The organism is Streptomyces sp. NPDC001492, assembly GCF_053597275.1.
In genome coordinates, this window is the sequence record NZ_JBSFHW010000001.1 from 178,359 (window position 1) to 204,314 (window position 25,956).

21 protein-coding genes and 1 pseudogene are annotated in these 25,956 nt (G+C 70.6%); 11 read left to right on the forward strand and 11 right to left on the reverse strand.

From position 1 onward, the window contains the following. Window positions 1-70: 70 nt before the first annotated feature. Window positions 71-2,458: a PA14 domain-containing protein gene (locus tag ACWC1K_RS00970; RefSeq protein WP_450827647.1), complete on the reverse strand. Its 2,388-nt coding sequence runs from the start codon at window positions 2,456-2,458 to the stop codon at window positions 71-73. Window positions 2,459-2,753: 295 nt separating this feature from the next. Between ACWC1K_RS00970 and ACWC1K_RS00975 the strand changes: the two genes are divergently transcribed. Continuing rightward, window positions 2,754-3,869, forward strand: a complete 1,116-nt coding sequence (locus ACWC1K_RS00975; protein ID WP_450827649.1) for a sugar ABC transporter substrate-binding protein — start codon at window positions 2,754-2,756, stop codon at window positions 3,867-3,869. Window positions 3,870-3,935: 66 nt separating this feature from the next. Here ACWC1K_RS00975 and ACWC1K_RS00980 read toward each other — a convergent pair whose 3' ends face one another. Genes ACWC1K_RS00980 through ACWC1K_RS00990 form a run of 3 tightly spaced genes read right to left on the reverse strand, consistent with a single transcriptional unit; the run spans window position 3,936 to window position 7,265 of the window. Beyond that, complete coding sequence (locus ACWC1K_RS00980; RefSeq protein ID WP_450827651.1) at window positions 3,936-4,790, reverse strand: transglutaminase family protein; 855 nt, start codon at window positions 4,788-4,790, stop codon at window positions 3,936-3,938. 1 nt (window position 4,791) lies between these two features. Next, on the reverse strand, window positions 4,792-5,724 hold the full coding sequence (locus ACWC1K_RS00985) for an alpha-E domain-containing protein (RefSeq protein WP_450827653.1): 933 nt from the start codon (window positions 5,722-5,724) through the stop codon (window positions 4,792-4,794). Further along, entirely contained in the window at window positions 5,721-7,265 is a 1,545-nt protein-coding gene (locus ACWC1K_RS00990) for a circularly permuted type 2 ATP-grasp protein (RefSeq protein ID WP_450827655.1), read from the reverse strand. Before ACWC1K_RS00990 ends, ACWC1K_RS00985 begins: the two co-directional genes overlap by 4 nt. 267 nt (window positions 7,266-7,532) lie before the next feature. Between ACWC1K_RS00990 and ACWC1K_RS00995 the strand changes: the two genes are divergently transcribed. Continuing rightward, window positions 7,533-8,579, forward strand: coding sequence for a helix-turn-helix transcriptional regulator (locus tag ACWC1K_RS00995; RefSeq protein WP_450827657.1), 1,047 nt, complete (start codon window positions 7,533-7,535; stop codon window positions 8,577-8,579). Here the strand turns inward: ACWC1K_RS00995 and ACWC1K_RS01000 are convergent. Then, window positions 8,542-9,516, reverse strand: a complete 975-nt coding sequence (locus tag ACWC1K_RS01000) for a LuxR C-terminal-related transcriptional regulator (RefSeq protein WP_450827659.1) — start codon at window positions 9,514-9,516, stop codon at window positions 8,542-8,544. The genes ACWC1K_RS00995 and ACWC1K_RS01000 overlap by 38 nt on opposite strands. Window positions 9,517-9,536: 20 nt before the next feature. Further along, window positions 9,537-10,550, reverse strand: coding sequence for a helix-turn-helix transcriptional regulator (locus ACWC1K_RS01005; RefSeq protein ID WP_450827661.1), 1,014 nt, complete (start codon window positions 10,548-10,550; stop codon window positions 9,537-9,539). Window positions 10,551-10,901: 351 nt separating this feature from the next. On the opposite strand from ACWC1K_RS01005, the gene ACWC1K_RS01010 reads away from it, so the two are divergent. Beyond that, complete coding sequence (locus ACWC1K_RS01010) at window positions 10,902-11,198, forward strand: Rieske (2Fe-2S) protein (protein WP_051833874.1); 297 nt, start codon at window positions 10,902-10,904, stop codon at window positions 11,196-11,198. A 175-nt stretch (window positions 11,199-11,373) separates the two neighbouring features. On the opposite strand, the gene ACWC1K_RS01015 is transcribed toward ACWC1K_RS01010, so the two are convergent. Further along, complete coding sequence (locus ACWC1K_RS01015) at window positions 11,374-11,787, reverse strand: pyridoxamine 5'-phosphate oxidase family protein (RefSeq protein WP_450827663.1); 414 nt, start codon at window positions 11,785-11,787, stop codon at window positions 11,374-11,376. A 129-nt stretch (window positions 11,788-11,916) separates the two neighbouring features. On the opposite strand from ACWC1K_RS01015, the gene clpB reads away from it, so the two are divergent. Beyond that, window positions 11,917-14,514: an ATP-dependent chaperone ClpB gene (gene clpB, locus ACWC1K_RS01020; RefSeq protein WP_450827665.1), complete on the forward strand. Its 2,598-nt coding sequence runs from the start codon at window positions 11,917-11,919 to the stop codon at window positions 14,512-14,514. Window positions 14,515-14,761: 247 nt separating this feature from the next. Next, entirely contained in the window at window positions 14,762-15,295 is a 534-nt protein-coding gene (locus ACWC1K_RS01025; protein ID WP_344406035.1) for a YbjN domain-containing protein, read from the forward strand. 31 nt (window positions 15,296-15,326) lie between these two features. On the opposite strand, the gene ACWC1K_RS01030 is transcribed toward ACWC1K_RS01025, so the two are convergent. The 4 genes from ACWC1K_RS01030 to ACWC1K_RS01045 form a co-directional block, all read right to left on the reverse strand. Next, window positions 15,327-16,526 carry a mannosyltransferase family protein gene (locus ACWC1K_RS01030; protein WP_450827667.1) on the reverse strand — a complete coding sequence of 400 codons (1,200 nt, stop codon included), beginning with the start codon at window positions 16,524-16,526 and terminating at the stop codon, window positions 15,327-15,329. 99 nt (window positions 16,527-16,625) lie between these two features. After that, window positions 16,626-17,831 (reverse strand): pyridoxal phosphate-dependent aminotransferase, encoded by a 1,206-nt coding sequence (locus ACWC1K_RS01035; protein WP_450827669.1) that lies wholly within the window; start codon window positions 17,829-17,831, stop codon window positions 16,626-16,628. A gap of 29 nt (window positions 17,832-17,860) precedes the next feature. Then, the gene (locus tag ACWC1K_RS01040; protein WP_450827671.1) at window positions 17,861-18,202 is read right to left on the reverse strand and encodes an ANTAR domain-containing protein; all 342 of its coding nucleotides are present in this window, start codon (window positions 18,200-18,202) and stop codon (window positions 17,861-17,863) included. A gap of 397 nt (window positions 18,203-18,599) precedes the next feature. Then, window positions 18,600-19,349, reverse strand: coding sequence for a hypothetical protein (locus ACWC1K_RS01045; protein WP_450827673.1), 750 nt, complete (start codon window positions 19,347-19,349; stop codon window positions 18,600-18,602). Between the two features lie 574 nt (window positions 19,350-19,923). On the opposite strand from ACWC1K_RS01045, the pseudogene ACWC1K_RS01050 reads away from it, so the two are divergent. From ACWC1K_RS01050 to pyrE, 6 genes and pseudogenes are all read left to right on the forward strand, one after another. Then, window positions 19,924-20,025 (forward strand): annotated as a pseudogene (locus ACWC1K_RS01050) (mobile element transfer protein); the annotation flags it as partial. Between the two features lie 1,102 nt (window positions 20,026-21,127). Beyond that, window positions 21,128-21,664 (forward strand): DUF2617 family protein, encoded by a 537-nt coding sequence (locus ACWC1K_RS01055; protein ID WP_450827675.1) that lies wholly within the window; start codon window positions 21,128-21,130, stop codon window positions 21,662-21,664. A gap of 99 nt (window positions 21,665-21,763) precedes the next feature. Then, the gene (locus tag ACWC1K_RS01060) at window positions 21,764-23,398 is read left to right on the forward strand and encodes a polyamine aminopropyltransferase (protein WP_450827677.1); all 1,635 of its coding nucleotides are present in this window, start codon (window positions 21,764-21,766) and stop codon (window positions 23,396-23,398) included. Window positions 23,399-23,619: 221 nt separating this feature from the next. Further along, window positions 23,620-24,507, forward strand: coding sequence for an SRPBCC domain-containing protein (locus tag ACWC1K_RS01065; protein ID WP_450827679.1), 888 nt, complete (start codon window positions 23,620-23,622; stop codon window positions 24,505-24,507). Between the two features lie 33 nt (window positions 24,508-24,540). Then, entirely contained in the window at window positions 24,541-25,329 is a 789-nt protein-coding gene (locus ACWC1K_RS01070; RefSeq protein WP_450827681.1) for an aldose epimerase family protein, read from the forward strand. A gap of 10 nt (window positions 25,330-25,339) precedes the next feature. Next, window positions 25,340-25,888, forward strand: coding sequence for an orotate phosphoribosyltransferase (pyrE, locus tag ACWC1K_RS01075; protein WP_351472563.1), 549 nt, complete (start codon window positions 25,340-25,342; stop codon window positions 25,886-25,888). Window positions 25,889-25,956 lie beyond the last annotated feature (68 nt).

The following is a 25,956-nucleotide window of genomic DNA, read 5'->3' on the forward strand; positions in this document are numbered from 1 at the left end:
TGAGAAGGGGCCCGGAGGTTCGCTGAGAACCTCCGGGCCCCTTCTCATGTCACGGTCCGGGCGGGCAGGGTCAGTTCTCCCAGATGCCGTACGCGGCCGACCGTGTGTCCGCCTCCGCGCCCGAGGCGTCCAGACGGATCACGCGGTAGTAGTACAGGCTCAGCGCGTCCTCGTGGACCGTGGTGTCCATGTAGAACGTGGCGTCGCCCGTCGTGCCCTCGGACAGGGTGACATAGGCGGACGTGGCCGGGTCCCAGCGCTCCACGCGGTAGGAGGCGTACTGGGAGCAGTCACCGAGGCCGTTGCTCTCGTTGCAGCCGACGTACAGCTCCGGGTAGTTGTCCCCACGGACCTCCGTGCCCGTCCAGCCCGGCGGCCGGGTGTCGGGCAGGGTGACCGTGATGTCGGCCGTGTGCCAGAAGTCCGGCCCCTCGTCCCAGAGGGCGTCCACGGCGGCCACCCGGTAGACGTGCGCCGCGCCGTCCGGCACGGTCGGGCAGAGGATCTCGGTCTCGGCGAGCGACTGCCCCCTCCAGCAGTTCCGCTTCCAGACGGTCTCGCCGGTCTCCGGGTCGGTGGTGCCCTGCCACACGTAGTACGTGAAGACGTCGTCGTCGGCGGGCGGGGTCCAGGACAGGCGTACGCCGAGCGGGACCTGTTCGGCGGTCAGGTTCTGCACCGGGTCAGGACGCTTGGTGTCCGGGGTCGTCTCGGTGGCCGCCGGACCGGGCCGGGAGGCGTGTCCGTACGGGTCGACGGTGACGACCCGGTACTCGTACCTCGTTTCGGAGGCGCCGGAGACGTCCTCGCAGCTGCCGCGCAGCACCTGGCGGCCGGCGTAGGACGGGGCGTCGTCGCTCGCCCACCACCAGCTCACCGAGGGAACCGTGCCGTCGGGCCCGCACCTGTCCACGACGGTCGTCTCGCCGGTCACCGGGTCGGTCCGCTCGATCCGGTAGGTGAGCAGCGGGGCGGTGTCGTGGGTCCACGGGTCGGCGCTCGCCCAGGAGACGTACACGCCCTTGGCGGAGCGGGTCGCGGTGGTCTGGTACGGGGCGATCGCCTCCGGCCGGTCCGCCATGCGCAGGGCGACCTCCACCGGTGCGGAGGCGTTGCCCTTGGCGTCCTGGGTGCGGACCGCGTACCGGTAGGAGTCGGCGGCGGCGAGCAGCTGGCGCGGCACGACATCGGTCACCGTGGTGGTGCCCGAGGCGCCGGGCAGCGCGTCGCGCCAGCCGCCGGACGCCGGGTCGTACTGGAGGAGTTCGTACCGCGCGGCCCCGTCGACGGCGGACCACACCAGGTGCGGGACGCCGGCGCGGTACTCGACCCGGGCGTCGGCGGCGGTCGCCGGCGGGGTCATGTCGAACGTGGTGAACGTGGTGGCCGCCGAGTACACGGACCAGTTCCCGACGGCGTCCCTGGCCCGGCCCCGATAGGTGACCTTGCTGCCGTCGGCGCGCTGACCGGTGTCGCAGGTCGCGCCCTTGGTGCCGGTGTAGACGGTGGACCAGGCATGGGTGGCCGGGTCGAGCCGCTGGAGCTCGTACAGCGCGATGTCGGCCGCGTTCTGCGCGGTGGTGACCAGCTCCGGGCCCGCGTAGGGCTGGTCGGCCGGGCAGACGTCCATCTCGACGAACGGCGCGGCGGGCGGCGTCTTGTCGACGGTGGTGACGGGCTGGTCGGCGCTGCCGGTGGAGGTGTTGCCTGCCTTGTCGTAGGCGCGGACCTCGTAGGAGTACGTCGCGCCGGTCGGGGGCGGGGCGTCGGTGTACGAGGTGCCCGTGGTCGTGGTCAGCCGTGTCCAGGTGCTGCTGCCCTTGAGCCGGCGGTAGACCTTGTACCCGGCGAGGTCCATCTCCTTGTTCTTCGCCCAGGAGACCTTGGCCTTGCGGGTCGTGGTGTCGTACGACACCGACGCCCCGGTCGGGGTGAGGGGCCTCACCTTGTCGACGTCGGCGGAGGTGCGCGGCTTGTAGGCGAAGGAGACGTTCGCCGTGCCCGTCCAGTTGACGTAGTCGACGCGCAGGGTGTGCCGGCCGGAGGGAATCGTGATGTCGACGGTCTTCTTCACCGTCGTGGACACGTTCTTCCAGAGGTCGACCTTGCGTACGCCGTCCAGGTAGACGCGGATGCCGTCCTGGGCGGCGACCGGCAGGGCGAAGGGGCCGCCCGAGCCGAAGTCCCTCGTCACCGTCCAGCGGACGCCGAAGTTGTCCCTCGGCAGACCGGAGGCCGGGGCGCCGGTCCCCCAGTTCTGGTCGATCGCCCCGTCGCAGTCCGTCTTCTTCGGGGTGCCGGAGAACGACGTGTTCGCGAAGAACTGCCGCGTGTAGACGGGCGAGGCGCAGGTGGTCGCGGCGGTGGCCGGAGCGGCCGTCGCGGAGAGCAGACCGGCCGCGGTGGCGAGCACGACGGCGGTCGTGGCCGCGGCGGTCGTGGGTCTGGCTGGGTTCATTCGGTCCTCTGGTCGGGATGGGAACGGCTGATGCAGGCTGCCGTGATCACGACTCGTGAGGAATCACGTTGGTTGTACGGATCTTTGCCTGCCGATTGCCTGCGGTTGCATGGAGAGTCCGTAAAGAACCTTTGGAGGCGTTTCCGTCAGGTCTTTACACGGTCGGCGGAGTGTTGCGTTGCGCACTCGTTAAGTAGTTGCGCTTGACGCCTGGGGGCCGCTCCGCGTTGTCTTTTCAGTCACCTGGGTCGCACGTTGCGCCCGCGTCCGGAAGACACCAGAAGTGAGCTCCTCCATGCGTTCCACGCGTCGTACCGCCCTCGTTGTGGCAGCGTCCACGATGACTCTGTCGCTCTCCGCCTGCGGCGTGCTGAACGTGTCGGGGGACAGCAGCTCGGCGAGTCCCACGAAGGGCAACGACGTCACCGTCGGGCTGCTGCTGCCGGAGACGGCCAACACGCGGTACGAGGACTTCGACTACCCCATCATCAAGAAGCAGGTCGCCTCGCTCACCAAGCAGCTGGGCAAGGTCGACTACCAGAACGCCGGGCAGAACGCGGCCAAGCAGGCGGCCCAGATGCAGAAGATGATCGACAACAAGGTCGACATCATCCTGCTGGACGCCGTGGACTCGCACGCCATCGCCGGTGAGGTGAAGAAGGCGAAGGACGCCGGTATCCCGGTCATCGCCTACGACCGGCTGGCCGAGGGCCCGATCGACGCGTACATCTCCTTCGACAACGAACTCGTGGGCGAGGTCCAGGGCCGCACCCTGCTGGAGGCGCTGGGCAGCGGGGTCGACACGTCCGACAAGATCGTCATGATGAACGGCTCGCCCACCGACCCGAACGCCAAGCAGTTCAAGGCGGGCGCCCTGTCCGAGCTCAACGGCAAGGTGACGATCGCCAAGTCGTACGACACCACGGACTGGGACCCGAAGAACGCCCAGGCCAACATGAAGGCGGCCATCGAGGCGATGGGCAAGAACAACATCGCCGCCGTCTACTCCGCCAACGACGGCATGGCCGGCGGCATCGTCAAGGCCCTGGAGGACGCCGGTGTCACCAAGCTGCCGCCGCTCACCGGGCAGGACGCGGAACTCGCGGCCGTGCAGCGGATCGTCTCGGGCGAGCAGTACATGAGCGTGTACAAGTCGTACCCGCAGGAGGCCGCGGCGGCCGCGCAGATGGCGGTGGCCAAGGTGCAGGGCAAGGAGATCGAGTTCGACGCCCTCACCCAGGACACCGTCGACAGCCCCACCGACAAGGGCATCCCCGCGCAGCTCGTCACCGTGACCGCGCTGACGAGGAAGAACATCAAGTCGACGGTCGTCGCGGACGGCATCTACAAGGTCTCCCAGATCTGCACGTCGAAGTTCGCCTCGGAGTGCGCGGCCATCGGCCTCAAGTAGCCAGGGGCGGGCGGTACTCGAAAGGGCCGGGGCGGCTGCGCCCCGGCCCTTTGCCGTGAGTGGTGGTCACCCCACCCGCGTGAACACCACCGACACGTCCGGCGGGCCGCCCGCCACGCCCCGGTAGATGCCCTTGTGCGGGGTGACGTCGTCGTAGTCGCGGCCGCGGGCCACCACGACATGGGACTCGTCGGCACGGGTGCGGTTGGTGGGGTCGTAACCGCACCAGTCGCCCGCCCAGTACTCGATCCAGGCGTGGCTCTGCCCGGCGACGGGCCGGTGGAGCTCGGCCTCGCGCTCCGGGTGGAGATAGCCGGAGACGTAACGGGCGGGCAGGCCCACGCCCCGCAGCAGCGCGACGGTGAGATGGGTGATGTCCTGGCAGACGCCCGCACCCTGCTCCCAGGCCTCCGCGGGCGAGGTGTTCACGCTGGTGGCGCCGGGCAGGTACGACACCCGGTCGGCGACCAGGGCGGAGACCGCGACCGCCGTCTCGTGCGGATCGAGGCCGGCCGCCGCCTTCCGGGCCTTCTTCACCAGCTTCGCCGGGACCGTCGTACGGCCGGTGGGGCTCGCGAACTCCAACAGACGCGAGTTCGCGATGCGTTCGGCCACCTCGGCCCAGGTGGGCGCGGGCGGCAGCGCCTCCGGCGGGGACGTCTCGACCAGGCTGGAGGCGGTGATGGTGAGGTCGCCGTGCGGGTCCATCAGGTCGAAGCCGGTGACCTGGGTGCCCCAGTAGTCCCAGTACGACCAGGTGGAGGCCGTGGGGTTGACGGTGACCCGCGCGTCCAGGGTGGTCTGGCCCGGGAGCGTCAGCGGGGTCATGCGGACCTCGTTGTGCGAGGAGGCCGCGGGCTGGGCGTAGGAGACCCGGGTGGTGTGCTCGATACGGAGGCGGCGTGCGCGTTCGGCGGTCATCTCACGCTCCTTCCTGGGCCCACTCGATGGGCCCCTGGTACGGGAAGAACCGCTCGGCCACCGCGTCCGCGGACGCCATGCAGGCCTGCTGCAGGTCGCCGAGGAGCACGGGCAGCTGGTTCTCCAGAGCGTGCGTGTCCAGATACTCGAGACGGGTGCGCAGCCGCCCGATGGGGCGGCGCGCGGGGTCCTGGCGGGGGCGGCCGAGCGCGGTGAGGCACTCCTCCGCCGTGGTCAGCGCGTGCAGCGCCGAGCGCGGGAAGTCCCGGTCCAGGAGCAGGAATTCGGCCACCCGCGGGGTGTCGCCGAAACCGCCGTACACCCGGGCATACGCCTCATCGGCCCCCGAAGCGCTCAGCAGCGTCGGCCAGTCGGGCGCGTGCGCGGCGTCAAGGACACGCACCGACAGCAGCCGTACGGTCATGTCCACCCGTTCCAGGCTGCGCCCCAGGACCACGAACCGCCAGCTGTCGTCCCGGCTCATGGTCGAGTCGGCGAGCCCGAAGAAGAGCGCGGCCCGGCGGCGCACCAGCTCCAGATAGGCGTACGGGCCGGTACGGCGGGCCGCCATCCGCTGGTCGGCCAGCGCGTGCCAGGTGGAGTTGAGGCACTCCCACATCTCGGAGGAGATGGCCTCACGGGCGCTGCGCGCGTTCAGCCGGGCGGCGCCCAGCGCCCCCTCGATGGAGCCCGTCGAGTGGGCGTCGAAGGCCAGCTGGTCCAGGACCTGCTGCATGTCGCAGGGCCCTGCTCCCGCGTCCATGCCGAGGATCGCGTACAGCGACCGGCAGGCCGCGTCCTCGTCGCGCCAGGGGTCCTCCAGCAGGCGGTGCAGATACGCGTCGAGGATGCGGCCCGTGGCGTCGGCGCGCTCGACATAGCGCCCGGTCCAGGTCAGGGCCTCGGCTATCCGGGACAGGATCACGTCGTTCACTGCTGCTGGGCCCCTTCCTGTACGACGGCGTGGGAGCCGTCGGGTCCGAGCCGGCGCGGGGCGACGGAGGGGAGCACGGCGGCCGGTTCGGGCGCCGGCTGCTCGGCGGGGCCCTCCGCGATCACCCAGGTGTCCTTGGAGCCGCCGCCCTGGCTGGAGTTGACGATCAGGTTGCCCTCCTGGAGGGCGACACGGGTCAGCCCGCCGGGCAGCACCCAGACATCGTTGCCGTCGTTCACGGCGAACGGCCTGAGGTCGATGTGACGGGGCGCCAGGCGCTCGCCCGCGAGGGTGGGGGAGGTGGACAGGGCGACGGGCCGCTGGGCGATGAAGCCGCGCGGGTCGGCGATGACGGCTTTGCGAGTGCGTTCGATGGTGTCCTTGTCGGACTTGGGGCCGATCACGATGCCCTGCCCTCCGGCGCCGTCGACGGGCTTGATGACCAGCTGGTCGATCTGGTCGAGGACCGCTTCCAACTGCCCGGGCTCATCGGGCCGGTAGGACTCGACATTGGGGAGAATCGGTTCTTCGGAGAGGTAGTAGCGGATCAGGTCAGGGACATAGGTGTAGAGCAGCTTGTCGTCGGCGATCCCGTTGCCCACGGCGTTCGCGAGTGTGACGTTGCCCGCCATGGCGGCGCCCATGATGCCGGGGCAGCCGATCACCGAGTCGGGGCGGAAGTGGAGCGGGTCGAGGAAGTCGTCGTCCAGGCGCCGGTATACGACATGGACGGGCACCTCGCCGCGCGTGGTGCGCATCCACACGCGGTTGTTCCGGCAGACCAGGTCGTGCCCCTCGACCAGCTGCACGCCCATCAGCCGGGCGAGCAGGGCGTGTTCGAAGTAGGCGGCGTTGCTGGGGCCCGGCGTGAGGACCACGACCCGCGGGTCCTGCACCCCGCCGGGAGCGGCGGCCCGCAGCGCGGCGAGCAGCTTCTGCGCGTACCCGTCGACCGGCACCACGTGCTGTTCCGCGAACAGGGACGGGAAGATCCGGGTCATCGCCCGGCGGTTCTCGATGACGTAACTGACCCCGCTGGGCACCCGTACGTTGTCCTCCAGCACCCGGAAGTCCCCGGCCTCGTCGCGCACGAGATCGATGCCCGCGACGTGGATGCGGACACCGCCCGGTGGCTCGACGCCCTGGGCCGCCCGGTGGAAGTGCGGGGAGTTGAGCAGCAGCCGCCAGGGCACCACGCCGTCCTCGAAGGCGCGGCAGTGCCCGTAGGCGTCGGCGAGATAGGCCTCAAGGGCCCTGACTCTCTGGCTCACCCCGCGTTGTATGAGATCCCATTCGAGGGCGTCGAGGATGCGGGGCACCAGGTCGAGCGGCCAGGGCCGCTCCTCGCCCGCGAAGGCGTAGGTCACGCCGCGGTCCGTGAACGCCCGGGCCATCTGGTCGGCCCGGAACCGGAGTTCGCTCGGCTCGATGGGCTGTAGTGCCGCCAGCACCGGCTCGTAGGCGGTCCTGACCTCACCCGGCCGCTCAAACATCTCGTCCCACGCGTCGGCCAACGCGTATGCGTCAAATATGTCCGCCATGAGGGGACGTTAGAGGCGGGGTGTAACGGGGTGATCACTGGCTCATTTCCGGGAGCTTGCGCGGCTCTTCGCGGGTTGTCGCCGGCCTGCCGCGCCGGTTTTCCGCGGCCGCGTCGTGGTTGCCCGCGCCCGTGCGGCGAAGCGGCAAACCGACACGGCCCATCCCCTTACGGGGCGCTCGGTTCGGGCCGAGCCGTGTTGCGGAGCTGGTCCGGGCCGCGCATAGTTGCGCTGCGACAGACGGTGGAACCGGGGGTGGGATGGGCGATGGCCGGGCACGGGACGGATGAGCATCCGCACGGTGCCGACCGGCTGTGCGACGCCGGGGACCGCGTGTACTCCCGGGCCGTACGGCGGGGCCGGGTGGCGCGCCGGGACGCCGAACCGGTGCCGTGCCTGCTGGAGCTGGCCCTGCTGCACCCGGACCCCGACGACATGGACTGGCTGGTCCCGACGTCTCCGCAGGAGGTCATGACCAGACTGCTGCGCGGGGTGTACGACGAGGTCAGCGCGAGCCAGCGGCGGGTGGGCGCGGCGGTCTCCGCCGTCGAGCGGTACGCGGGCCTGGGCCCCGCCACGCAGGCGGGCCCGGGCGCCGGGGAGGGCGCGGCGATCCGCGTCCTCGACGGGCTCTCCCGCATCCAGGACGCCATGGACAAGGCGACGGAGGCCTGCACCACGGAGGTCCTCACCGTCCAGCCCGGCGGCATCCGCCCCGAGCACGAACTCACCGAGGGCCTGCACCGGGCGCTCGCGCTGCGCGGGCGGGGCGTGCGGATGCGCGACCTGTACACCCATGTGGCCCGGCACGGGCAGGGCCTGCTCAACTACCTTGAGCTGATGGGCGGTTCGGTCGAGGCCCGCACCCTCGACGAGGTCATCGACCGGCTGATCCTCTTCGACCGCACGGTGGCGTTCATCCCGGCGAACGCGGACCGCACCCTGGCGCTGGAGCTGCGCCACCCGGCGCTGGTCGAGTACCTGGTCACGGTCTTCGACCGGCTGTGGCGCCTGGCGATCCCGCTGACCGCGCCGCTGCCCGACACCGGCATCGAGGGCATCTCACACCGGGAGCGGTCCATCGCGGCGCTCCTCGCGGAGGGCCACCAGGACGCGGTGATCGCGGAGCGGCTCGGCATAAGCGTGCGCACCTGCCGTGCCCATATCGCGCGGCTCTCCGAGACTCTGGGCGCGGCCAGCCGCACCCAACTCGGCGTCCGTATCGCCCAGGTGGGCCTCGACGGGCCCCGCCACCCGGCGGACGCCGCCCCCTCCGTCACCCTTCCTGGTCAAGAATCCCCGACTGTCCGATGAGATAGCCGAGCTGCGCCCGGCTCTGGCTGCCCAGGGTGGCGGCCAGTTTGGCGATGTGGACGCGGGCGGTGCGGATGTTCATGCCGAGGCGGTCGGCGATGACGGCGTCGGTGAGGCCTTCGACGAGGAGGGCGGCGATGGCGCGTTGGCGGGGGGTGACGCCGTTCAGGGTGGGGTGGCGGACAGCCTCAGGGTGCATGGGCGTGGCGAGGCGCCAGAGGCGGTCGAAAACCGTGCCGAGGAAAGCGACGATGACGGGGTGGCGCAATTCCAGAGCCAGCGCACGGTCCTCGCTGGCGGGGATGAAGGCCGTGGTGCGGTCGACGACGATGAGGCGGTCCGTGACTTCGTCGAGTGTGCGGGCCTCCACATCGCCGTCCAGCTGCTCGTACCGGGCCATGATGGTGGGCGAGTGGCGGAGGGTGTGCTGGTAGAGGGTGCGGATACGGCCGCCGCGGTCGAGGAGGGCCTGGTCGCGGGCCAGCGCCTCGGCATTCATCTTGGGCGGTCGGTGACCGTGAGGCTGAATGGTCAGCAACTCGCCGGAGTCGGCCATGGCTTCGTCTATGGCCCGCCCGATGCGGCCGTACCCACTGAGGACGGTGACGGTAGGGGCTTCGGCCGCTCTCGTATAGCGACCGCCGATCCGCAGGAGCGGCTCGAACGTGTCGGCCAGCCGCTGTTCGCGGCGCCGCTCCAGGGCGATACGTTCCCCCGTGGTCCGCAGCAACCGGTGGAGCGCCACGGCGGGTGCGACCGGCTCCAGCCTGTTCAGGTCGGCCACAGCAGGGTGCAGGAGGCCGAAGTCGACCAGGCAGGGGACGGCTTCGGCGTCGGTGCCGGTGACGTGGCCTTCACGTAGGGCGCGTTCGTACAACTCAGTGCCTGCCGGGCACAGGTCCTCGGGTCCGTGTTCCGGATGCCTCGCCGGGGGCACCGCACTTCCTTTCGCTCGGGTCACTTCTCGGGGTTCAGGATTCCTGACTGTGCTATCAGGAAGCCGAGTTGGGCCCGACTGCCGCTGCCCAGGGCCGTGGCCAGCTTGGCTATGTGGGCGCGGCAGGTGCGGACGTTCATGCCCAGGCGGCGGGCGATCGCCTCGTCGACGTGGCCTTCCACGAGCAGCTTGGCTATGGAGTGCTGGATGTCGGTGATGCCGCCGGCCGCGGGCTCGTAGGGGGCGCCCGCGCTCAGCGGGACGGACCGGCCCCACATGAACTCGAAGACTCTGACCAGGTAGCGGATCAGGCCGGGATGGCGGAGCTCCAGGGCGACCTGCTGGTCGTCGCGGGCGGGGATGAAGGCGACGGTCTCGTCGCAGACGATGAGGCGTTCCACCACCTCGTCGATGGTGCGGTACTCCACCTTGCCGTTGGAGAGCTGGGCCACGTAGGCCAGCTTCTCCGGGCTGTAGCGGGCCGTGTGCTGGTACAGCGTCCGGATTCGCACGCCGCGTTCGATCAGCGGCTTGTCTCGTTCCAGCCCCTGCATGAGGCTGCGCTCGGAGAAGCGGTCGTCGCTCGGCTGGATGGTGAGCATCTCGCTCTGGCACTGGGCGGTGGCCAGGTTGAGTGCCGCGTTGATCCGCTTTCCCCCCTCCAGCACGGTGATCGAGTTGTCGGTCACCGCGGCCTGGGTGCTGAGCGCCAAGAACGGCTCGAATGCGTGCGCGAGCTCGATGGACAGCCGGCGGCGCTCTGTGATCTCGCGCTCGATGGGGTGCAGCCGCTCGGCCAGGGCGGCGAACGGCGGCACGGGCCGCAGCCAGTCCGCATCGTCCGGGTCGGGGTGGAGAAGGGCGAACTCCATCAGGCAGGGGGCGGACTCCACCTCTGCTCGGGCGATCCGTCCCATGCGCAGGGCGTTCGCATAAAGTCGGCCACCCTCCTCACAGATTTCGGTCACCGCATGGGGATGCGCCGCCTTAGTCTGATTTGCCACGAAATCTCCACCCCCCAGGGTCCTGAACATGCAGGAACATGATGCATCGATCCTGTGGCCATGACGTGTTCGAATGAGCCATCGTCTTATCCGACGGGGGAAGAGGAGACTTTCAAGTGAGGACGAAGCCGACTATGCGGAACAGAATGCTTCGCTCGGTGCTTGTTGCCGCCCTCTCCGCCGTCGTGGGACTCGGAGTACTGGGCGGTACCTCCCACGTGAGGGAGAACACTCGAGCGGACTCCCATTGGCCGGCGGCCGCCCAGTCCGTCACGCTTGCGGACTCCCATTGGCCGGCGGTAGTCGAGTCCAGCACTGAAGACAGCGCCGGGAGCTGACGACGTGACTATCCCACCGGACGACCGCTCCTTCCGCCGCGAAATGGCCACGGCCTACCGCTCCGGCTGGCACTTCATCGACCTTGTCACCGCGATCCCCCACGCCGGTGACTCGCTGATGGTGACCGTCTTCGGTGAGCCGGTCGTCGTCACGCGGGACGAGGACGAGGACGTACGGGCGTACCGGTGTCTGCGACGGCCTCGGGGGGCGCCGCAGCCAGTGCGATGTGCCATTCGGTACGGAATGATCTTTGTGAATCTCGACCAACGAGACCACCGGCTGGTGGAACCGGAAACCCCCGATGTTCGGACCATCTCAGCCACCCCCCGCAGTGCCTGACGCGAATCCCCCGTCGTAACAGTTCGCTCAGGCGCTTCCCCCCGCAGCGGCGTCACCGTGACCTGAACACGGTGACGCCGCTGCAGTTTTGCGGGACATTTCCGGGTATCGGCAGAGTGGGCCGCCGATGAGCACTGGCCGAAAACGGTCCCTGCCGTCACGGCGGCCACAGCCGTCATACCAGGCCCATCGCCCGCGTCAGCTCGATCTCGATCACCACACGTGACGGGTTCGGGCCGGGCGTGCGCCGGTAGCGCTCCGCGTACCGCCGCACCGCCTCCGCGACCCGCTCCGGCTCGGCCCTTACGACGGCCAGGCCCTCCAGCGTCGCCCAGCGCCGGCCGTCCACCTGGCACACCGCGACCCGGGCACCCCCGTCGCCGGCGGCCAGCACGTTCAGCACCTTGGCGCTCGTCCGGTTCGTGATCACCCGGGCCAGACCGGCGCCCGGATCGTAGGTGACCCCGACCGGCACCACGTGCGGGCTGCCGTCCGGGCGCGGGGTGGTCAGCGTGCACAGGTGCCTTTCCCGCCAGAAGTCGAGGTACGCGGCGTCGGGGGCACCCGGGTCCTGCGCATAGGTCGCCATGGCCCCGGAACTTAGCCTCCGTACCCTCCCCGACGCCTCCTTGAGTGGAATAGACTCAACTTTGTGTACGCTGACCGAGTCAGTACTGGACTTGTGGCGGACGGCTGACCTCAGGAGGAGAACGCGACAGTGGACGCCGAGCTGACCAACCGGAGCCGGGACGCCCTCAGGGCGGCCGAGCAGCGGGCCCTGACCGAGGGGCACGCCGACCTGACCCCGGCACACCTGCTCCTGGCCCTGCTCCAGGGTCAGGACAACGAGAACATCACCGACCTGCTGGCCGCCGTCGACGCCGACCAGGCGGCCGTACGGGCCGGCGCGGAGAAGATCCTCGCCGGGCTGCCCAGCGTGACCGGCTCGACCGTCGCGCCGCCGCAGGCCAACCGCGAGCTGCTCGCCGTGATCGCGGACGCCGCCGAGCGCGCCCGGGACCTCGGCGACGAGTACCTCTCCACCGAGCACCTGCTCATCGGCATCGCCGCCAGGGGCGGCGCCGCCGGTGACGTACTGTCCGGGCAGGGGGCCGGTGCGAAGAAGCTGCAGGAGGCCTTCCAGCAGGCGAGGGGAGGACGTCGGGTGACCACAGCCGACCCGGAGGGCCAGTACAAGGCCCTGGAGAAGTTCGGCACGGACTTCACGGCCGCGGCACGCGAGGGCCGGCTCGACCCGGTGATCGGCCGGGACCAGGAGATCCGCCGTGTCGTGCAGGTGCTGTCCCGCCGTACCAAGAACAACCCGGTCCTCATCGGCGAGCCCGGCGTCGGCAAGACCGCCGTCGTCGAAGGACTCGCCCAGCGGATCGTCAAGGGCGACGTACCGGAGTCCCTCAAGGACAAGCGGCTCGTCGCGCTGGACCTCGGCGCGATGGTCGCGGGCGCGAAGTACCGTGGCGAGTTCGAGGAGCGCCTGAAGACCGTCCTCGCGGAGATCAAGGACTCCGACGGCCAGATCATCACCTTCATCGACGAGCTGCACACCGTCGTCGGCGCGGGCGCCGGCGGCGACTCCGCCATGGACGCCGGCAACATGCTGAAGCCGATGCTCGCGCGCGGCGAGCTGCGCATGGTCGGCGCGACGACCCTCGACGAGTACCGCGAGCGCATCGAGAAGGACCCCGCCCTGGAGCGCCGCTTCCAGCAGGTCCTGGTCGCCGAGCCCACGGTCGAGGACACCATCGCGATCCTGCGCGGACTCAAGGGCCGCTACGAGGCCCACCACAAGGTCCAGATCGCCGACAGCGCACTCGTCGCCGCCGCCACCCTCTCCGACCGCTACATCACCTCCCGCTTCCTTCCCGACAAGGCCATCGACCTCGTCGACGAGGCGGCCTCCCGCCTGCGCATGGAGATCGACTCCTCCCCCGTCGAGATCGACGAACTCCAGCGCGCCGTGGACCGGTTGAAGATGGAGGAGCTGGCGCTGGAGAAGGAGACCGACCCGGCCTCCCGCGAACGCCTGGAGCGGCTGCGCCGCGACCTCGCCGACAAGGAGGAGGAGCTGCGCGGCCTGACCGCCCGCTGGGAGAAGGAGAAGCAGTCCCTCAACCGCGTCGGCGAGCTGAAGGAGAAGCTCGACGAACTGCGCGGACAGGCCGAACGGGCCCAGCGCGACGGCGACTTCGACACCGCCTCCAAGCTCCTCTACGGCGAGATCCCCACCCTGGAAAGGGACCTGGAGGCCGCCTCGGAGGCCGAGGAGGAGGCGTCCAAGGACACCATGGTCAAGGAAGAGGTCGGCTCCGACGACATCGCGGACGTCGTCGCCGCCTGGACCGGCATCCCCGCCGGCCGCCTCCTGGAGGGCGAGACGCAGAAGCTCCTGCGCATGGAGGAGGAGCTGGGCAAGCGCCTGATCGGCCAGCAGGAGGCCGTACAGGCGGTCTCCGACGCCGTCCGCCGCACCCGCGCGGGCATCGCCGACCCCGACCGCCCGACCGGCTCCTTCCTCTTCCTCGGCCCGACGGGCGTGGGCAAGACCGAACTCGCCAAGGCACTCGCCGACTTCCTCTTCGACGACGAGCGGGCGATGGTCCGCATCGACATGTCGGAGTACGGCGAGAAGCACAGCGTGGCCCGCCTGGTCGGCGCCCCGCCCGGCTATGTCGGCTACGAGGAGGGCGGCCAGCTGACGGAGGCCGTCCGCCGCCGCCCGTACTCCGTGGTCCTGCTGGACGAGGTCGAGAAGGCCCACCCCGAGGTCTTCGACGTCCTCCTCCAGGTCCTGGACGACGGCCGCCTGACCGACGGCCAGGGCCGCACGGTCGACTTCCGCAACACGATCCTGGTCCTCACCTCCAACCTGGGCAGCCAGTTCCTGGTCGACCCCCTGTCCGGCGAGGAGGAGAAGAAGGAACAGGTCCTGGAGGTGGTCCGCACCTCCTTCAAGCCGGAGTTCCTCAACCGCCTCGACGACCTGGTGGTCTTCTCGGCGCTGACCAAGCCCGAGCTGGAGCGCATCGCCAAGCTCCAGATCGACCGTCTGGCCAAGCGCCTGGCGGAGCGGCGTCTCACCCTGGAGATCACCGACGAGGCGCTGGACTGGCTCGCCACGGAGGGCCTGGACCCGGCCTACGGCGCCCGCCCCCTGCGCCGCCTGGTCCAGACCGCCATCGGCGACCGCCTCGCCAAGGAGATCCTCTCCGGCGAGGTCAAGGACGGCGACACGGTCCGGGTGGACGCCTTCGGGGAGGGACTGATCGTGGGGCCCGCGACCGGCAAGACGCTGTGACCGGCCAGGTGCCGCCGCACGGGCCCGCCGCCTTCCGGTGGCGGGCCCGCCGCATGTCATACCTCGGTCATGGCGAGGTACACGGTGACGAAGAACCAGACGGCGAACACCAGGCATCCCAGCCACAGGACCCACAGCAACCAGCGCAACGCTCTCGGTAGACGCACGGAGGGATCATCGCACCGGCTTGCCACCCCCCTCCCCGCATGGGGGAGGATGGCGGCATCCGTACGAAGGGAAAATCACGGTGAGCATCGACCCGTCCTCGATTCCGAACTTCGGGGGCCAGCCCGAGCCGCAGCCCCAAGGACCGGCGGGCCCCGTCGTCCCGGATCAGGACCTCGTGAAGCAGCTCCTCGACCAGATGGAGCTCAAGTATGTCGTCGACGACGAGGGTGACCTCGCGGCGCCGTGGGAGCAGTTCCGTACGTACTTCATGTTCCGCGGTGAGGGCGACCAGCAGGTCTTCTCGGTGCGGACGTTCTACGACCGGCCCCACCAGATCGACGAGAAGCCGCAGCTGCTCGAGTCGATCGACGACTGGAACCGCCGCACCCTGTGGCCCAAGGTCTACAGCCACACTCACGACGACGGCACCGTCCGGCTGATCGGCGAGGCGCAGATGCTGATCGGCACCGGCGTCAGCCTGGAGCACTTCGTGTCGTCCACGGTCAGCTGGGTGCGGGCCGCCATCGAGTTCGACAAGTGGCTCGTCGAGCAGCTCGGTCTCGAAGAGGAGATCAACGAGGCGGACGAGAAGCCCGGGGACGACGAGGAGTAGTCCTCCCGCCCGCTTCCACAGAGCGACAGCTCTACAGGGGCATCTGGGCGATCACGACCAGATACGCCCCGTATACGAACGAGAGCCCGGCCAGGGCGGCGACCACCACGGTCGCGTGCCACGGCCGGGCTCTCGCCGTGCGCACGAGGGCCTGGGCGAGGGGCAGCAGGAGCGGGAAGGCGGGGAGCAGAAAGCGTGGCTTCGACTCGAAGAAGCCGGAGCCGCCGAGGGCGATCAGCAGCAGCACACCGCTGTGGACGAGGAGCGGGAGCGGGGCGCGGTCGGCGAGGAGAAGGGCGTACAGCACGACGCCCGCCGCCACGATCACCATCGTCATCGGGAAGACGAACCGGTCCCCGTGCAGCAGCAGGTGCTTGACGAACCGGAGCGAGCCCCGCCCGAAGTCGAACCGGGAGCCCCACTGCCGCTGCACCGCGAAGTACCCGCCGAGCAGATTCCTCTCGTGCCGCCCGACCCACAGGATGTACGCCGTCCATCCGGTCGGGGCGAGCGCGGCGCCCGTCCACAGCCTGTGGGAAACCTTGCGGCGCTCACGAAGGCACCGCCACACCTCGCAGGCCGCCGCCGCGAGCACCGCGGCGGCGACCGCGAACCCGTTGGGCCGGGCCAGCCCCGCGAGCGCCGCCAGCGACCCCGCCCACACCCAGCGCCCGGTGAGCACCGCGTACAGCGACCAGGCGGCGAACGCGGTCAGCAGGGGCTCGGTGTACGCCATGGACAGCACGACGGAATGCGGCAGCAGCGCCCACAGCAGCACCAGTGCGAACGCGACGGCCCGGCCGTGCAGCCGGGCGCCGATCGCGTAGATCCCGCAGGCGGCCACGGCGGCCGCGGCCCAGGACACCACCAGCCCGGACGCGCCCCCGCCCAGCGGGCTCACGGCGCGCACGGCCCGCACCAGTGCCGGGTAGAGCGGGAAGAACGCCATGTCGCTGAACATGACACCCGTCCGGAGGTGCTGGATGCGGCCGTACCCGTGGGATGCGATGCCCAGGTACCACACGGAGTCCCAGGACCGCCCGAGCAGCCCGAGGGCGTCCCGGCCGGTCGTCGCCCGGGCCACCAGGGCGAGCGTGGCGACACCGAGCAGCCGTACGGCGAGGAACAGACCGAGCGCGGTGGCCATGGCTGCCACCCGGGTCGCATGGACACGACCCTGGGCGGCAGGCTCCGCGACGGCGGAACGAGTGAGGGTGCTGGCGTGGGTCACACCGGCACAGTGCAGCGTGAACGGGGAGCGCGCGAGCGCTGGGCGTCCGGCCGGGTATGGTCTCGCGACCCTCGGCGTGGCGGCGTGACAGGCCCCGGATCAGCCCGCCAGTGCCTTGAGCCGCTTCACCGCCTCCTCCAGCACCGCCGTCTGCTTGCAGAACGCGAACCGCACGAACGGTGCGCCCGCCTCCCGGTGGTCGTAGAACACGGCGTTCGGGATGGCGACGACCCCGGCGCGCTCCGGGAGGGCGCGGCAGAAGGCGAAGCCGTCGCCCTCTTCGGACAGCACGGTGCCGAGGGGGCGGATGTCGGTGGTGACGAAGTAGGTGCCGGCCGGCTGGAAGACCTTGAAGCCCGCGTCCGCGAGGCCCGCCGCCAGCAGGTCCCGCTTGGCGAGCATGTCCTCGCGGAAGGCGGTGAAGTAGCTGTCGGGGAGCGCCAGCGCCTCGGCGACGGCGTACTGGAAGGGCCCGGAGGAGACGTAGGTCAGGAACTGCTTCGCGGAGCGGACCGCCGAGACCAGTCCCGGGGCCGCCGTCACCCAGCCCACCTTCCAGCCGGTGAAGGAGAAGGTCTTGCCGGCCGAGCCGATGGTGACCGTCCGGTCGCGCATGCCCGGGAAGGTGGCGAGCGGCAGGTGCTCGGCCTCGTCGAAGACCAGGTGCTCGTAGACCTCGTCCGTGACGACGAGCAGATCGCGCTCGGCGGCCAGCTCGGCGATCGCGGTGAGCTCCGCACGGGTGAGGACCGTGCCGGTGGGGTTGTGCGGGGTGTTGACGAGCAGCAGGCGGGTGCGGTCGGTGACGGCGGCGCGCAGTTCGTCGAGGTCGAGGCGGAAGGAATCCTCATGCGGACGCAGAGTGACCGGCACGCGGGTCCCGCCCGCCATGGCGATGCAGGCCGCGTACGAGTCGTAGTACGGCTCCAGGGCGATCACCTCGTCGCCGGGCTCCAGCAGGGCGAGGAGGGTGGCGGCGATGGCCTCGGTGGCGCCGGCGGTGACCAGGACCTCGGTGTCGGGGTCGTACGCCAGCCCGTAGCGGCGCTCCTGGTGTGCGGCGATCGCCGTGCGCAGCTCGGGGATGCCGGGGCCCGGCGGGTACTGGTTGCCGCGCCCGTCGCGCAGTGCCCGTACGGCGGCCTCGCGGATCTCCTCGGGGCCGTCCGTGTCGGGGAAGCCCTGGCCCAGGTTGATGGAGCCGGTCTGCACGGCCAGGGCCGACATCTCGGCGAAGATCGTCGTCCCGAACTCGGCGAGGCGGCGGTTGAGGAGGGGTCGGGTGCTGGAGGTCATGCCGGTCATCCTGCGCTCAGGCTGCGGAGTTCCTCAACTCACCGCTTCCACGACTGGTACCGGGCGATCGCCTTCCGCAGTTCGATCCGCTCGGCCTGCGGCAGCTCGGTACCCTGCGTGAACTCCATGACATGCTCGGCGACCACGCGCAGCTTGGTGTTGGTGCGCTGCGACACGTCGCGCAGAACCCGCCAGGCTTCCTCCGGCGCCATCCGTCCGAAGACGACGACGGCGCCGATGGCCTGGTCGACGATGGCGTGCGAGGTGACCGCCTGCTCCAGCTGGGCGCACTCCGCTTCGAGGCGCTCGTGTTCCATGGCCAGATCGGTGGCGGACAGGAACTTCAGGGGCTGCGATCGGGAGACCGCAAAGAAGGCCATGGGTGGCTCACCCTTCGCGAGAGGGGCGGGGACTGGGCTCTGAGTCCTGCTGCCCCGGGAAGGGCCCTGTACACGCACCCTGTGAAGTTCCTCGACTCCGCTTCGCGGTTGAACGACTGTGGCGGCGCAGCGGGTGGCTCGGCCTCGCACCGCTGCCGTCTGTCAGTACCCCGAGGTAGTGTCCGCCTGCGCGCGGCCGGCTTCCGAGGTGTCCAGCTCTGTAGTGCAGCTGCATCCCTGGTTCTGTCCGGGGGCGGCCCGGGGCAGCCCGGGACCCAACCGACGGCCAGGCTCCGCCGATGGCCAAGAGTGCCCTGCCAGCGCCGGCCGCGCGCACGCCTTCCGACTGTGGTGGTGGGGTCTGGGGCTGGACGGAAACTGAGACGGGGCCGCCGTCTCAGACGTTCTCCTCTGCCAGGTGTCGCTCATCTGTCCTGGGCGAGGCGTCGTCCGCGAGCGGGGTGGTGTCCTTGGCCGGCGGCGCTTTGATGGCCATGGGCTGGTTGATGTCGAGGAAGGTGATGGTCAGGTCGAGCCGTCCGTCTCCGGTGCCGGAAAGCATGTCGTTGTGCTCGGCCCGCATACGGAACTGTTTGGGGCGGCCGTCGCCGTCTATCCACAGGTCCATGGTGAGCGGGTCGGAGACTTCCAACTGCATGAACTGATCGAGGCGCCCTCCGATCAGCCCCTTGCTGTTGACCGTCCCCTCGTAGTGCGTGGTCTTGGCGCCGTCGACCGTCTCGGTCGCGATCAGACGCAGATCTTTGGACCCGGTCAGAAGCGTTGCCTGTCCCGTGGGGTTTACCTGCAGCTGACTGGGCAGTACGCCGTAGGACTGGTTTTCCCCTCCGCCGCGCCCCCATATGGCCGGCGCAGCGCTGAGCCAAGTCCTGCCTTTCAGCGTCTCGGGACGCACTGCACTCCCGCCGACGTACATCACCTTGCCGACGAACCGGATCTCCAACTGGCCTCGCCTGCCCCGGCCGTTCCCACCCTGGGCGGCCGCAGACGTCATCTTCATACTCATGGCCAGCGGTTGCGTGTTCATGGAGGCCTCGGCCTCCAGACGGCCTTTCCCCGGCACGGTCCCGCTGATCCGATAGCGAAGCGACGTGATGTCCTTGGCGTTCTTCTCCGCCCTCGCCACGGCCGCCGCAGGAGTCACTTCAGGTCGGCCTGCCCCCGCTGAATCACTCGTGGCGCCCCCTCCGCAGGCAACTGATCCCCCTGCGAGCAGTACGGCCACGAACGCCACGCTTGTCACTCTGCGTGGTACGGAAAGGAGGACGGACATTCCCACACCTTCAAGATGGATGGCAGATCCACGGCAAGGTCGTGAGCGTAGCTCGGGGTGCGTCCTGAGATCTGCTGGAGTCTCGTGAGGTCAGCGCGTTGGACGCGCTCACACTACGTTCGCCGGTCGTGCGCGTGGCCAGACTCTCAGCCCGGGGTTCCGGCTCCCCTGGCCGAAGCCATCGCCGCCCAGCTCTGAAAGCGGGCCCCGGCGGGAGGCCTTACCGCTTCCGCAACAGTCGCCGGGTGCCGATAGCCGTCGAAATGATCAGTACCTCAAGGCAGCACATGGTGATCACGGTGGTCCAGGACTCGCCCACCCACCACCTTCCCCCCACAGCCGCAAGCCCGAGTACCAACGCGGACGAACCGAAGGCGGCCAGCCGCCGCACCCCTGGTGACATGCCGCTCATCTACGCACGTCCGCGCGCCGCAGGCAAGCGAACAAGGAAACCTGCTGTGCCGCCGACCACGACAGCCGTGCCGCCGCCGAACTGGCTGCCCGCACTCCTCGCTGCCCCGTCCGCTGAAAGGACCCAGAAGACCGTGACCGTCAGCCTGCCGCTCGTGTTCGTCCTCGCCCTCTTCGCCTGGGGAGCGGTGAAGTTCCTCGGCGTCTACCCCGACAACCCGACCCCGCGCACACCCACGCCCCGACCGACCCGGCACTCGCATCGCGCTCACTCCCGTCGGTCCCGATCGACAAGAACACCGTCGCGGTCGTGCTCGTCGGCGGAGTCGTCCGCACCGCGCTCCTGGCCGCCGTCGCTGCCCTGACCTGCCCTTCTATGCAGGTCAGGGGCCGTCTGCGCGTCAGAACCCTCTGAAGTTCCTCAACTCTGCTTTGACCGCCGAGGCCGCCGGGCATCCCCCGTTCACGCAAGAGGCGAGGCACCCACGGGGGGCTGCTTCGGGGGATATCGAAAGGACGGTGGCGCCATGGTCATCGGCTTCATCGTGGTGGCGGTCGTGATCGCGTTCGTGGCGATCGTCGCGAAGGCAGCGGGCAAGGGCGGGGCGAAGTCGTTCGGCGGGGGGAGCCGGAGCGGCTCGCACAGCGGGGACAGCACCGGGAGCAGCAGCTGGTGGGCCGGCGGGGGAGACGGCGGCTCTTCGGGCGGTCATCACTCCGGGGGGCACCACTCCTGCGGGGGCGGTCACTCCTCCTGTGGCGGGTCGTCCTGTGGCGGGGGGTCGTCCTGCGGTGGCGGTGGTGGATGCGGCGGAGGCAGCTGACACGGGGCAGCCGAGCTCCACGGGGCAACCGCATACTCGCCTGTCACACCCGTCGAGCACCCGCCGGAGCCCACGCCCCGGCGGGTGCTCCTGTGCTCCGGCGTACGCCATGGCCGCCGTGGCGCACGCCGTGGTTGAACAGTTGAGCAGTGGAGCCCTCTGAGGGATGGAAACCCCACGAAGATGGGTAAAAACGCTGTGACGGCGCCACCGTTCATGATTCCCTCTAAAACACCGGTGCGGTCCTCGGATGTCCTGCTGAGACCTTCCTGACCTGCCTGATCTCCCGACTGGGCCGACCGGGCCGTCCGGGCCGATCCCCCGGTGTCGCCCGGTGTGCCGGACCCCCACGCCTTCCTCCTTACCTTTCTTTGTGTGCCAGCGGAGAGCCGACCCATGCTCACGACCCTGAACACCTCATACACCGACACGCGCGCGGCCGACCTCGCCTGGGCCCTCGGGCGTGAGCCGCTTCCCGCCCTGGCCACGCTCGACCTCGAACTGGCCGGGTCCAAGCTCCAGTTGAGACTTCTCGGCGCGTCCCACCAGGTGCTCCTGGAGGAACAGCGGGGCACTTGTTCGGAGACGGTGGCCTGCATGCCGGGCAGCAGCACACCGCTGCCGCTGGGCGTCGCCAAGCGGATGGGCGACTGGGAGTACGAGTTCGCGGCCCGCGTGGAGGTCCTGTCACCGGGGTCGTTCGCGGGGCGCGCGCAGGAGTTGCTCGCGCTGGTCTCCGACCATCCGCACGGACTTGCGGGCGTCTTCCCCGGCAGCCCGCACGCCTTCACCGCGCTGCTGGCCCAGTGGCACGAGGGTCAGGTCCACTGGCGGACCTGGCACGCGTACCCGCAGGACGGGCAGCTGGTGGCGACGCGGACGCGGGTGGGCGCCCGGGTTCCGGCACCGCAGATCAGTCCGCTGGGCGCCTGACCCGATCACGCGGTCTCAAACACGCGCTGTGGAACTGTCCGGCGGTTCCACACGTGTGGGTGACGAAGCGTGAAGTTGCAGTGACGTAACGTCGCAGTTGTGATCGAACCGCACGCGCCGGCGCCACCCGGCTCCCCGCCCCCCTGGGCGGGCCCGGCGCGGCTGCCCGTCCAGCCGAGCACCGGCCGGTTCCTGGTGCTCGCATGCGTCTTCGTATGCGCGGCCTGCGGACTCGTGTACGAGCTCGAACTCGTCGCCCTGGCCTCGTACTTGATCGGCGACTCGGTCACCCAGGCCTCGGTCGTCCTGTCGGTCATGGTGTTCGCGATGGGCATCGGCTCGCTCGCCGCGAAGCGCCTGCGCTGGCGGGCCGCGGCCGCCTTCGGCGCGATCGAGGCGACGCTCGCGCTCGTCGGCGGCTGCAGCGCGATGGCCCTGTACGCGGTGTTCGCGTGGACCGGCGACTGGGGCGGCCTGTGGGCGAGCGGGCCGCGCTGGCTGCTCGTCGCGTTCTCCCTCACCATCGGCCTGCTGATCGGCGCCGAGGTCCCTCTCCTCATGGAGCTGATCCAGCGCATCCGGCGGCAGGACGCGGGCGGCGCGGTGGCCGACCTGTTCGCCGCGGACTACGTCGGCGCGCTGGTCGGCGGTCTCGCCTTCCCGTTCCTCCTGCTGCCCCTGCTGGGCCAGTTGACCGGCGTGCTGATCACCGGCGCGGTCAACGCGGTCGCGGGCGGCACCCTCGTCCTCGGCCTGTTCCGCCGCGACCTCACCCGCCGTACCCGCTGGCTGCTGCTGATCGCCAACCTCGCCGTGCTCGGCCTCCTCGCGGCCGCCGCCGTCCTGGTCGACGACTTCGAACAGGCGGCCCGGCACGCGGTGTACGGCCACGACGTACGCGTGGCGCTGCAGACCGGCACCCAGGAGATCGTCCTCACCGGCGGCACCGGCGGCCGCCCCCTCGCCCTCTTCCTCGACGGCCGCCTCAGGGTGGGCGGCGACGAACTCCGGTACCACGAAGCCCTGGTGCACCCCGCGATGAACGGCCCGCACGCGCGCGTGCTGATCCTCGGCGGCGGTGACGGCCTCGCCGCCCGCGAAGTGCTGCGCCACGCGGGCGTGCGGCGGGTGGACGTCGTCGAACTCGACGCCGGAGTCGTCCGGTTGGCCCGCCGCGACCCGGCCCTGTCGAAGCTGAACCGTCACGCCTACGACGACCCGCGGGTGCGCGTGACGACCGACGACGCCTTCCGCTGGCTGCGCACGGCGCCCACCTCGACGTACGACGTGGTGATCTCCGACCTCCCCGACCCGGGCATCACGGCCAGCACCAAGCTGTACTCCCAGGAGTTCTACGGCCTCACCCGGCGCGCCCTCGCACCCGGTGGCCGCCTGGTGGTGCACGCCGGGCCGTTCGCCACCCGCCCGCGGGTGTTCTGGACCGTCGTCGCGACCCTGCGCGCCGCCGGCCTGCACACCACCCCCTACCGGGTGGGCGGCCGCGACTCCGGCTTCGCCGCGGGCCCCGACCGCACGGCCGACGCATCCCGCGCGGCACGCGACTGGGGGTTCGTCCTGGCGTCCGCTCGTACGGCCCCGCCCCTCGGCCTCGACCCGCACGCCCCGCGACCGCGGACCCTGGCCCCGGCGTCCCTGGCGGCGGACGGCAGGGCGGCGACCCACGCCGGGATCACGGACCTGCCGCCGTCGACGCTGGTCCACCCCCGCTACTGAGGTGGTGGTCGTGGCCTACGAGACGGGCTGGTGACGCCTGGCAGTACGGCTTGGCGCCAGCCGGCATTTTTCAGCCCGAGTAGAGGAGTTCGAGGACGAGGCCGTTCAGGCCGAAGCACCCGTCCCGAAGAAGGCAGCCCCCAGCAGGCCCGACACCGACGCGCGGTCACTTTCGACCAACAGGGGTGCATGACCCGGCCATCTAGGTAGGCTCGGCCGACATGGAGCATGAGGTGTTCGTTCCGGTTCCGGCCGCACGGCTGAAAGAAACCCTCGCCGACCCCGCGCAGGTGGCCCGGGCGGTTCCCGGCCTCCAGCAGGACGCGGGCGCCGAGCCGGTCACCGGACGGCTGAAAATGCGCGTCGGCAGCCACTCCGTCACCTACCGCGGCACCGTCCGCATCACCGCGCAGGACGACGGCTCGTACGCCGCCGAGGGCGACGCCGCCGAGACCCGGGGCACCGGCTCGGTCAAGCTGGCCCTCACCCTCCGCGTCGAGGAGGCCGACGGCGGCTCCCGGCTGACCTTCGAGGGCACGGCCTCCGCCGACGGCCGCCTCACCGAACTGCCGGCCGAGCAGGTCGCGTCGGCCGCGACCCGCCTGCTGAACCGTTTCGCGGAGAGCCTGGCGGCGGGCGCGGGAACCGAGGGCACTCTGGAGCAGCCCGAGACGCCCCAGGAACCCGAGGAGGCAGAGGAGCCCGAGCCCCTCGTCACCCAGGAGTTCGAGCCCAAGGCGACCAGCGACTTCGAGACGACCCCGGACGCGGACGACCCGCCCGCCCCCGCCGCCGAGCCCACGGAGCACACCTCCGTCCACGACACCGAGGTCCCCCCGCCGGCCCTCGACCCGCTCGCCGAGGACACGGACGACACCGACGACGTGGTCGAGGGCGCGCCCCCCGCCGAAGCGGCCCACGCCCGCCGCACGATGATCGGCCGCAGCGCGGAGGAGGTCGACCACGCCCCGCCCCGCGGCCGCTACGCCCCGGTCCCCGCCCCGCAGACGGTCTCGGCCGGCTCCTCCCTGCGCTGGGCGGCCCCCGCGGCGGCCCTCGTCGTCGCGTCCGCGATCGTCGTGGGCCGGCTGTTGCGCAAGCGTCACTGACGGCGGTCTTGATCGCCCCAGTAGGGTCGTCCCGTGAGTAACGAAGACATCACGCTGACCGCGGGCGACGCGGAGGTGACCGTGCAGCCGGGCAACGGCGGCCGGGTCGGAGGACTGCGCGTCGGCGGCACGGAACTGCTCCGCCAGGGCGAACGTTTCGGCTGCTTCCCGATGGTCCCCTGGTGCGGGCGGATCCGCGAGGGCCGCTTCCGGGACGGCGCCACCGTCCACCAGATGCCGCTCAACTCCCCGCCGCACGCCATCCACGGCACGGTCCGCGACGGCGCCTGGCACACCGCGCGCGTGAACGCCGACGAGGCCGTCCTCACGTACGACCTGGTCGAGCCCTGGCCCTACGCCGGCCGGGTCACCCAGCAGTTCGCGCTCACGCCCGACGCCCTGACCCTGACGATGTCCGTCGAGACGATCGACTCCTCCTTCCCGGCCCAGATCGGCTGGCACCCGTGGTTCAACCGGAACCTCGGCGGCAAGGACGTACAACTGGACTTCACCCCTGCCTGGCAGGAGGAGCGCGGCGACGACCACCTGCCCACCGGCAGCCGCGTCGACCCCCGCCCCGGCCCCTGGGACGACTGCTTCGGCATGCCCGGCGGAGTCGACGTCACCCTCACCTGGCCCGGGCAGCTGGAGCTGAAGGTCACCAGCCGCGAGGAGTGGGTCGTCGTCTACGACGAGCAGGAGGAGGCGGTGTGCGTGGAACCCCAGACCGGCCCGCCCAACGGCCTGAACACCCTGCCCCGCCTGGTCACCCCGCTGGAGCCGCTCGAGGCCTCGACCACCTGGACTTGGCACCGCCTTTAAGCTGGGCGGCATGACGGACGTACGTGGCGAGCTGCTGCAGCAGATCAAGGACAAGGCCGTGGTGCACGGCAAGGTGACCCTCTCCTCGGGTCTGGAGGCCGACTACTACGTCGACCTGCGCCGCATCACCCTTGACGGTGAAGCCGCCCCCCTGGTCGGGCAGGTGCTCCTGGACCTGACCGCGGACCTCGACTTCGACGCGGTGGGCGGTCTGACCATGGGCGCCGACCCGGTCGCGGCGGCCGTCCTGCACGCGGCCGCCGCCCGCGGCAAGCGCGTCGACGCGTTCGTCGTGCGCAAGGCGGCCAAGGCGCACGGGCTGCAGCGGCGGGTCGAGGGGCCGGAGATCAAGGGCCGCCGGGTGCTGGTCGTCGAGGACACCTCCACCACCGGCGGCTCCCCGCTGACCGCCGTCGAGGCGGTGCGTGAGGCGGGCGCGGAGGTCGTCGCCGTCGCCACGATCGTCGATCGCGCGACCGGTGCCGCCGAGAAGATCCAGGAGGGTGCCGGAGTGCCCTACCTCTACGCCTACTCCAAGGACGAACTCGGACTCGACTGAGCTACTCCCGGGTACCCCGACCGCGTTGTCCACAAGCCGGACACGGCGGGCAAAGCATCAGGCCAAGT

What these genes read in the sequence shown, in the direction of transcription:
- ACWC1K_RS00970 (WP_450827647.1), bottom strand. Translation starts at nt 2,458, where the DNA reads ATGAACCCAGCCAGACCCACGACCGCCGCGGCCACGACCGCCGTCGTG.
- ACWC1K_RS00975 (WP_450827649.1), top strand. Translation starts at nt 2,754, where the DNA reads ATGCGTTCCACGCGTCGTACCGCCCTCGTTGTGGCAGCGTCCACGATG.
- ACWC1K_RS00980 (WP_450827651.1), bottom strand. Translation starts at nt 4,790, where the DNA reads ATGACCGCCGAACGCGCACGCCGCCTCCGTATCGAGCACACCACCCGG.
- ACWC1K_RS00990 (WP_450827655.1), bottom strand. Translation starts at nt 7,265, where the DNA reads ATGGCGGACATATTTGACGCATACGCGTTGGCCGACGCGTGGGACGAG.
- ACWC1K_RS00995 (WP_450827657.1), top strand. Translation starts at nt 7,533, where the DNA reads ATGGCCGGGCACGGGACGGATGAGCATCCGCACGGTGCCGACCGGCTG.
- ACWC1K_RS01005 (WP_450827661.1), bottom strand. Translation starts at nt 10,550, where the DNA reads ATGTTCAGGACCCTGGGGGGTGGAGATTTCGTGGCAAATCAGACTAAG.
- ACWC1K_RS01010 (WP_051833874.1), top strand. Translation starts at nt 10,902, where the DNA reads ATGGCCACGGCCTACCGCTCCGGCTGGCACTTCATCGACCTTGTCACC.
- ACWC1K_RS01015 (WP_450827663.1), bottom strand. Translation starts at nt 11,787, where the DNA reads ATGGCGACCTATGCGCAGGACCCGGGTGCCCCCGACGCCGCGTACCTC.
- ACWC1K_RS01035 (WP_450827669.1), bottom strand. Translation starts at nt 17,831, where the DNA reads ATGACCGGCATGACCTCCAGCACCCGACCCCTCCTCAACCGCCGCCTC.
- ACWC1K_RS01040 (WP_450827671.1), bottom strand. Translation starts at nt 18,202, where the DNA reads ATGGCCTTCTTTGCGGTCTCCCGATCGCAGCCCCTGAAGTTCCTGTCC.
- ACWC1K_RS01055 (WP_450827675.1), top strand. Translation starts at nt 21,128, where the DNA reads ATGCTCACGACCCTGAACACCTCATACACCGACACGCGCGCGGCCGAC.
- ACWC1K_RS01065 (WP_450827679.1), top strand. Translation starts at nt 23,620, where the DNA reads ATGGAGCATGAGGTGTTCGTTCCGGTTCCGGCCGCACGGCTGAAAGAA.
- pyrE (WP_351472563.1), top strand. Translation starts at nt 25,340, where the DNA reads ATGACGGACGTACGTGGCGAGCTGCTGCAGCAGATCAAGGACAAGGCC.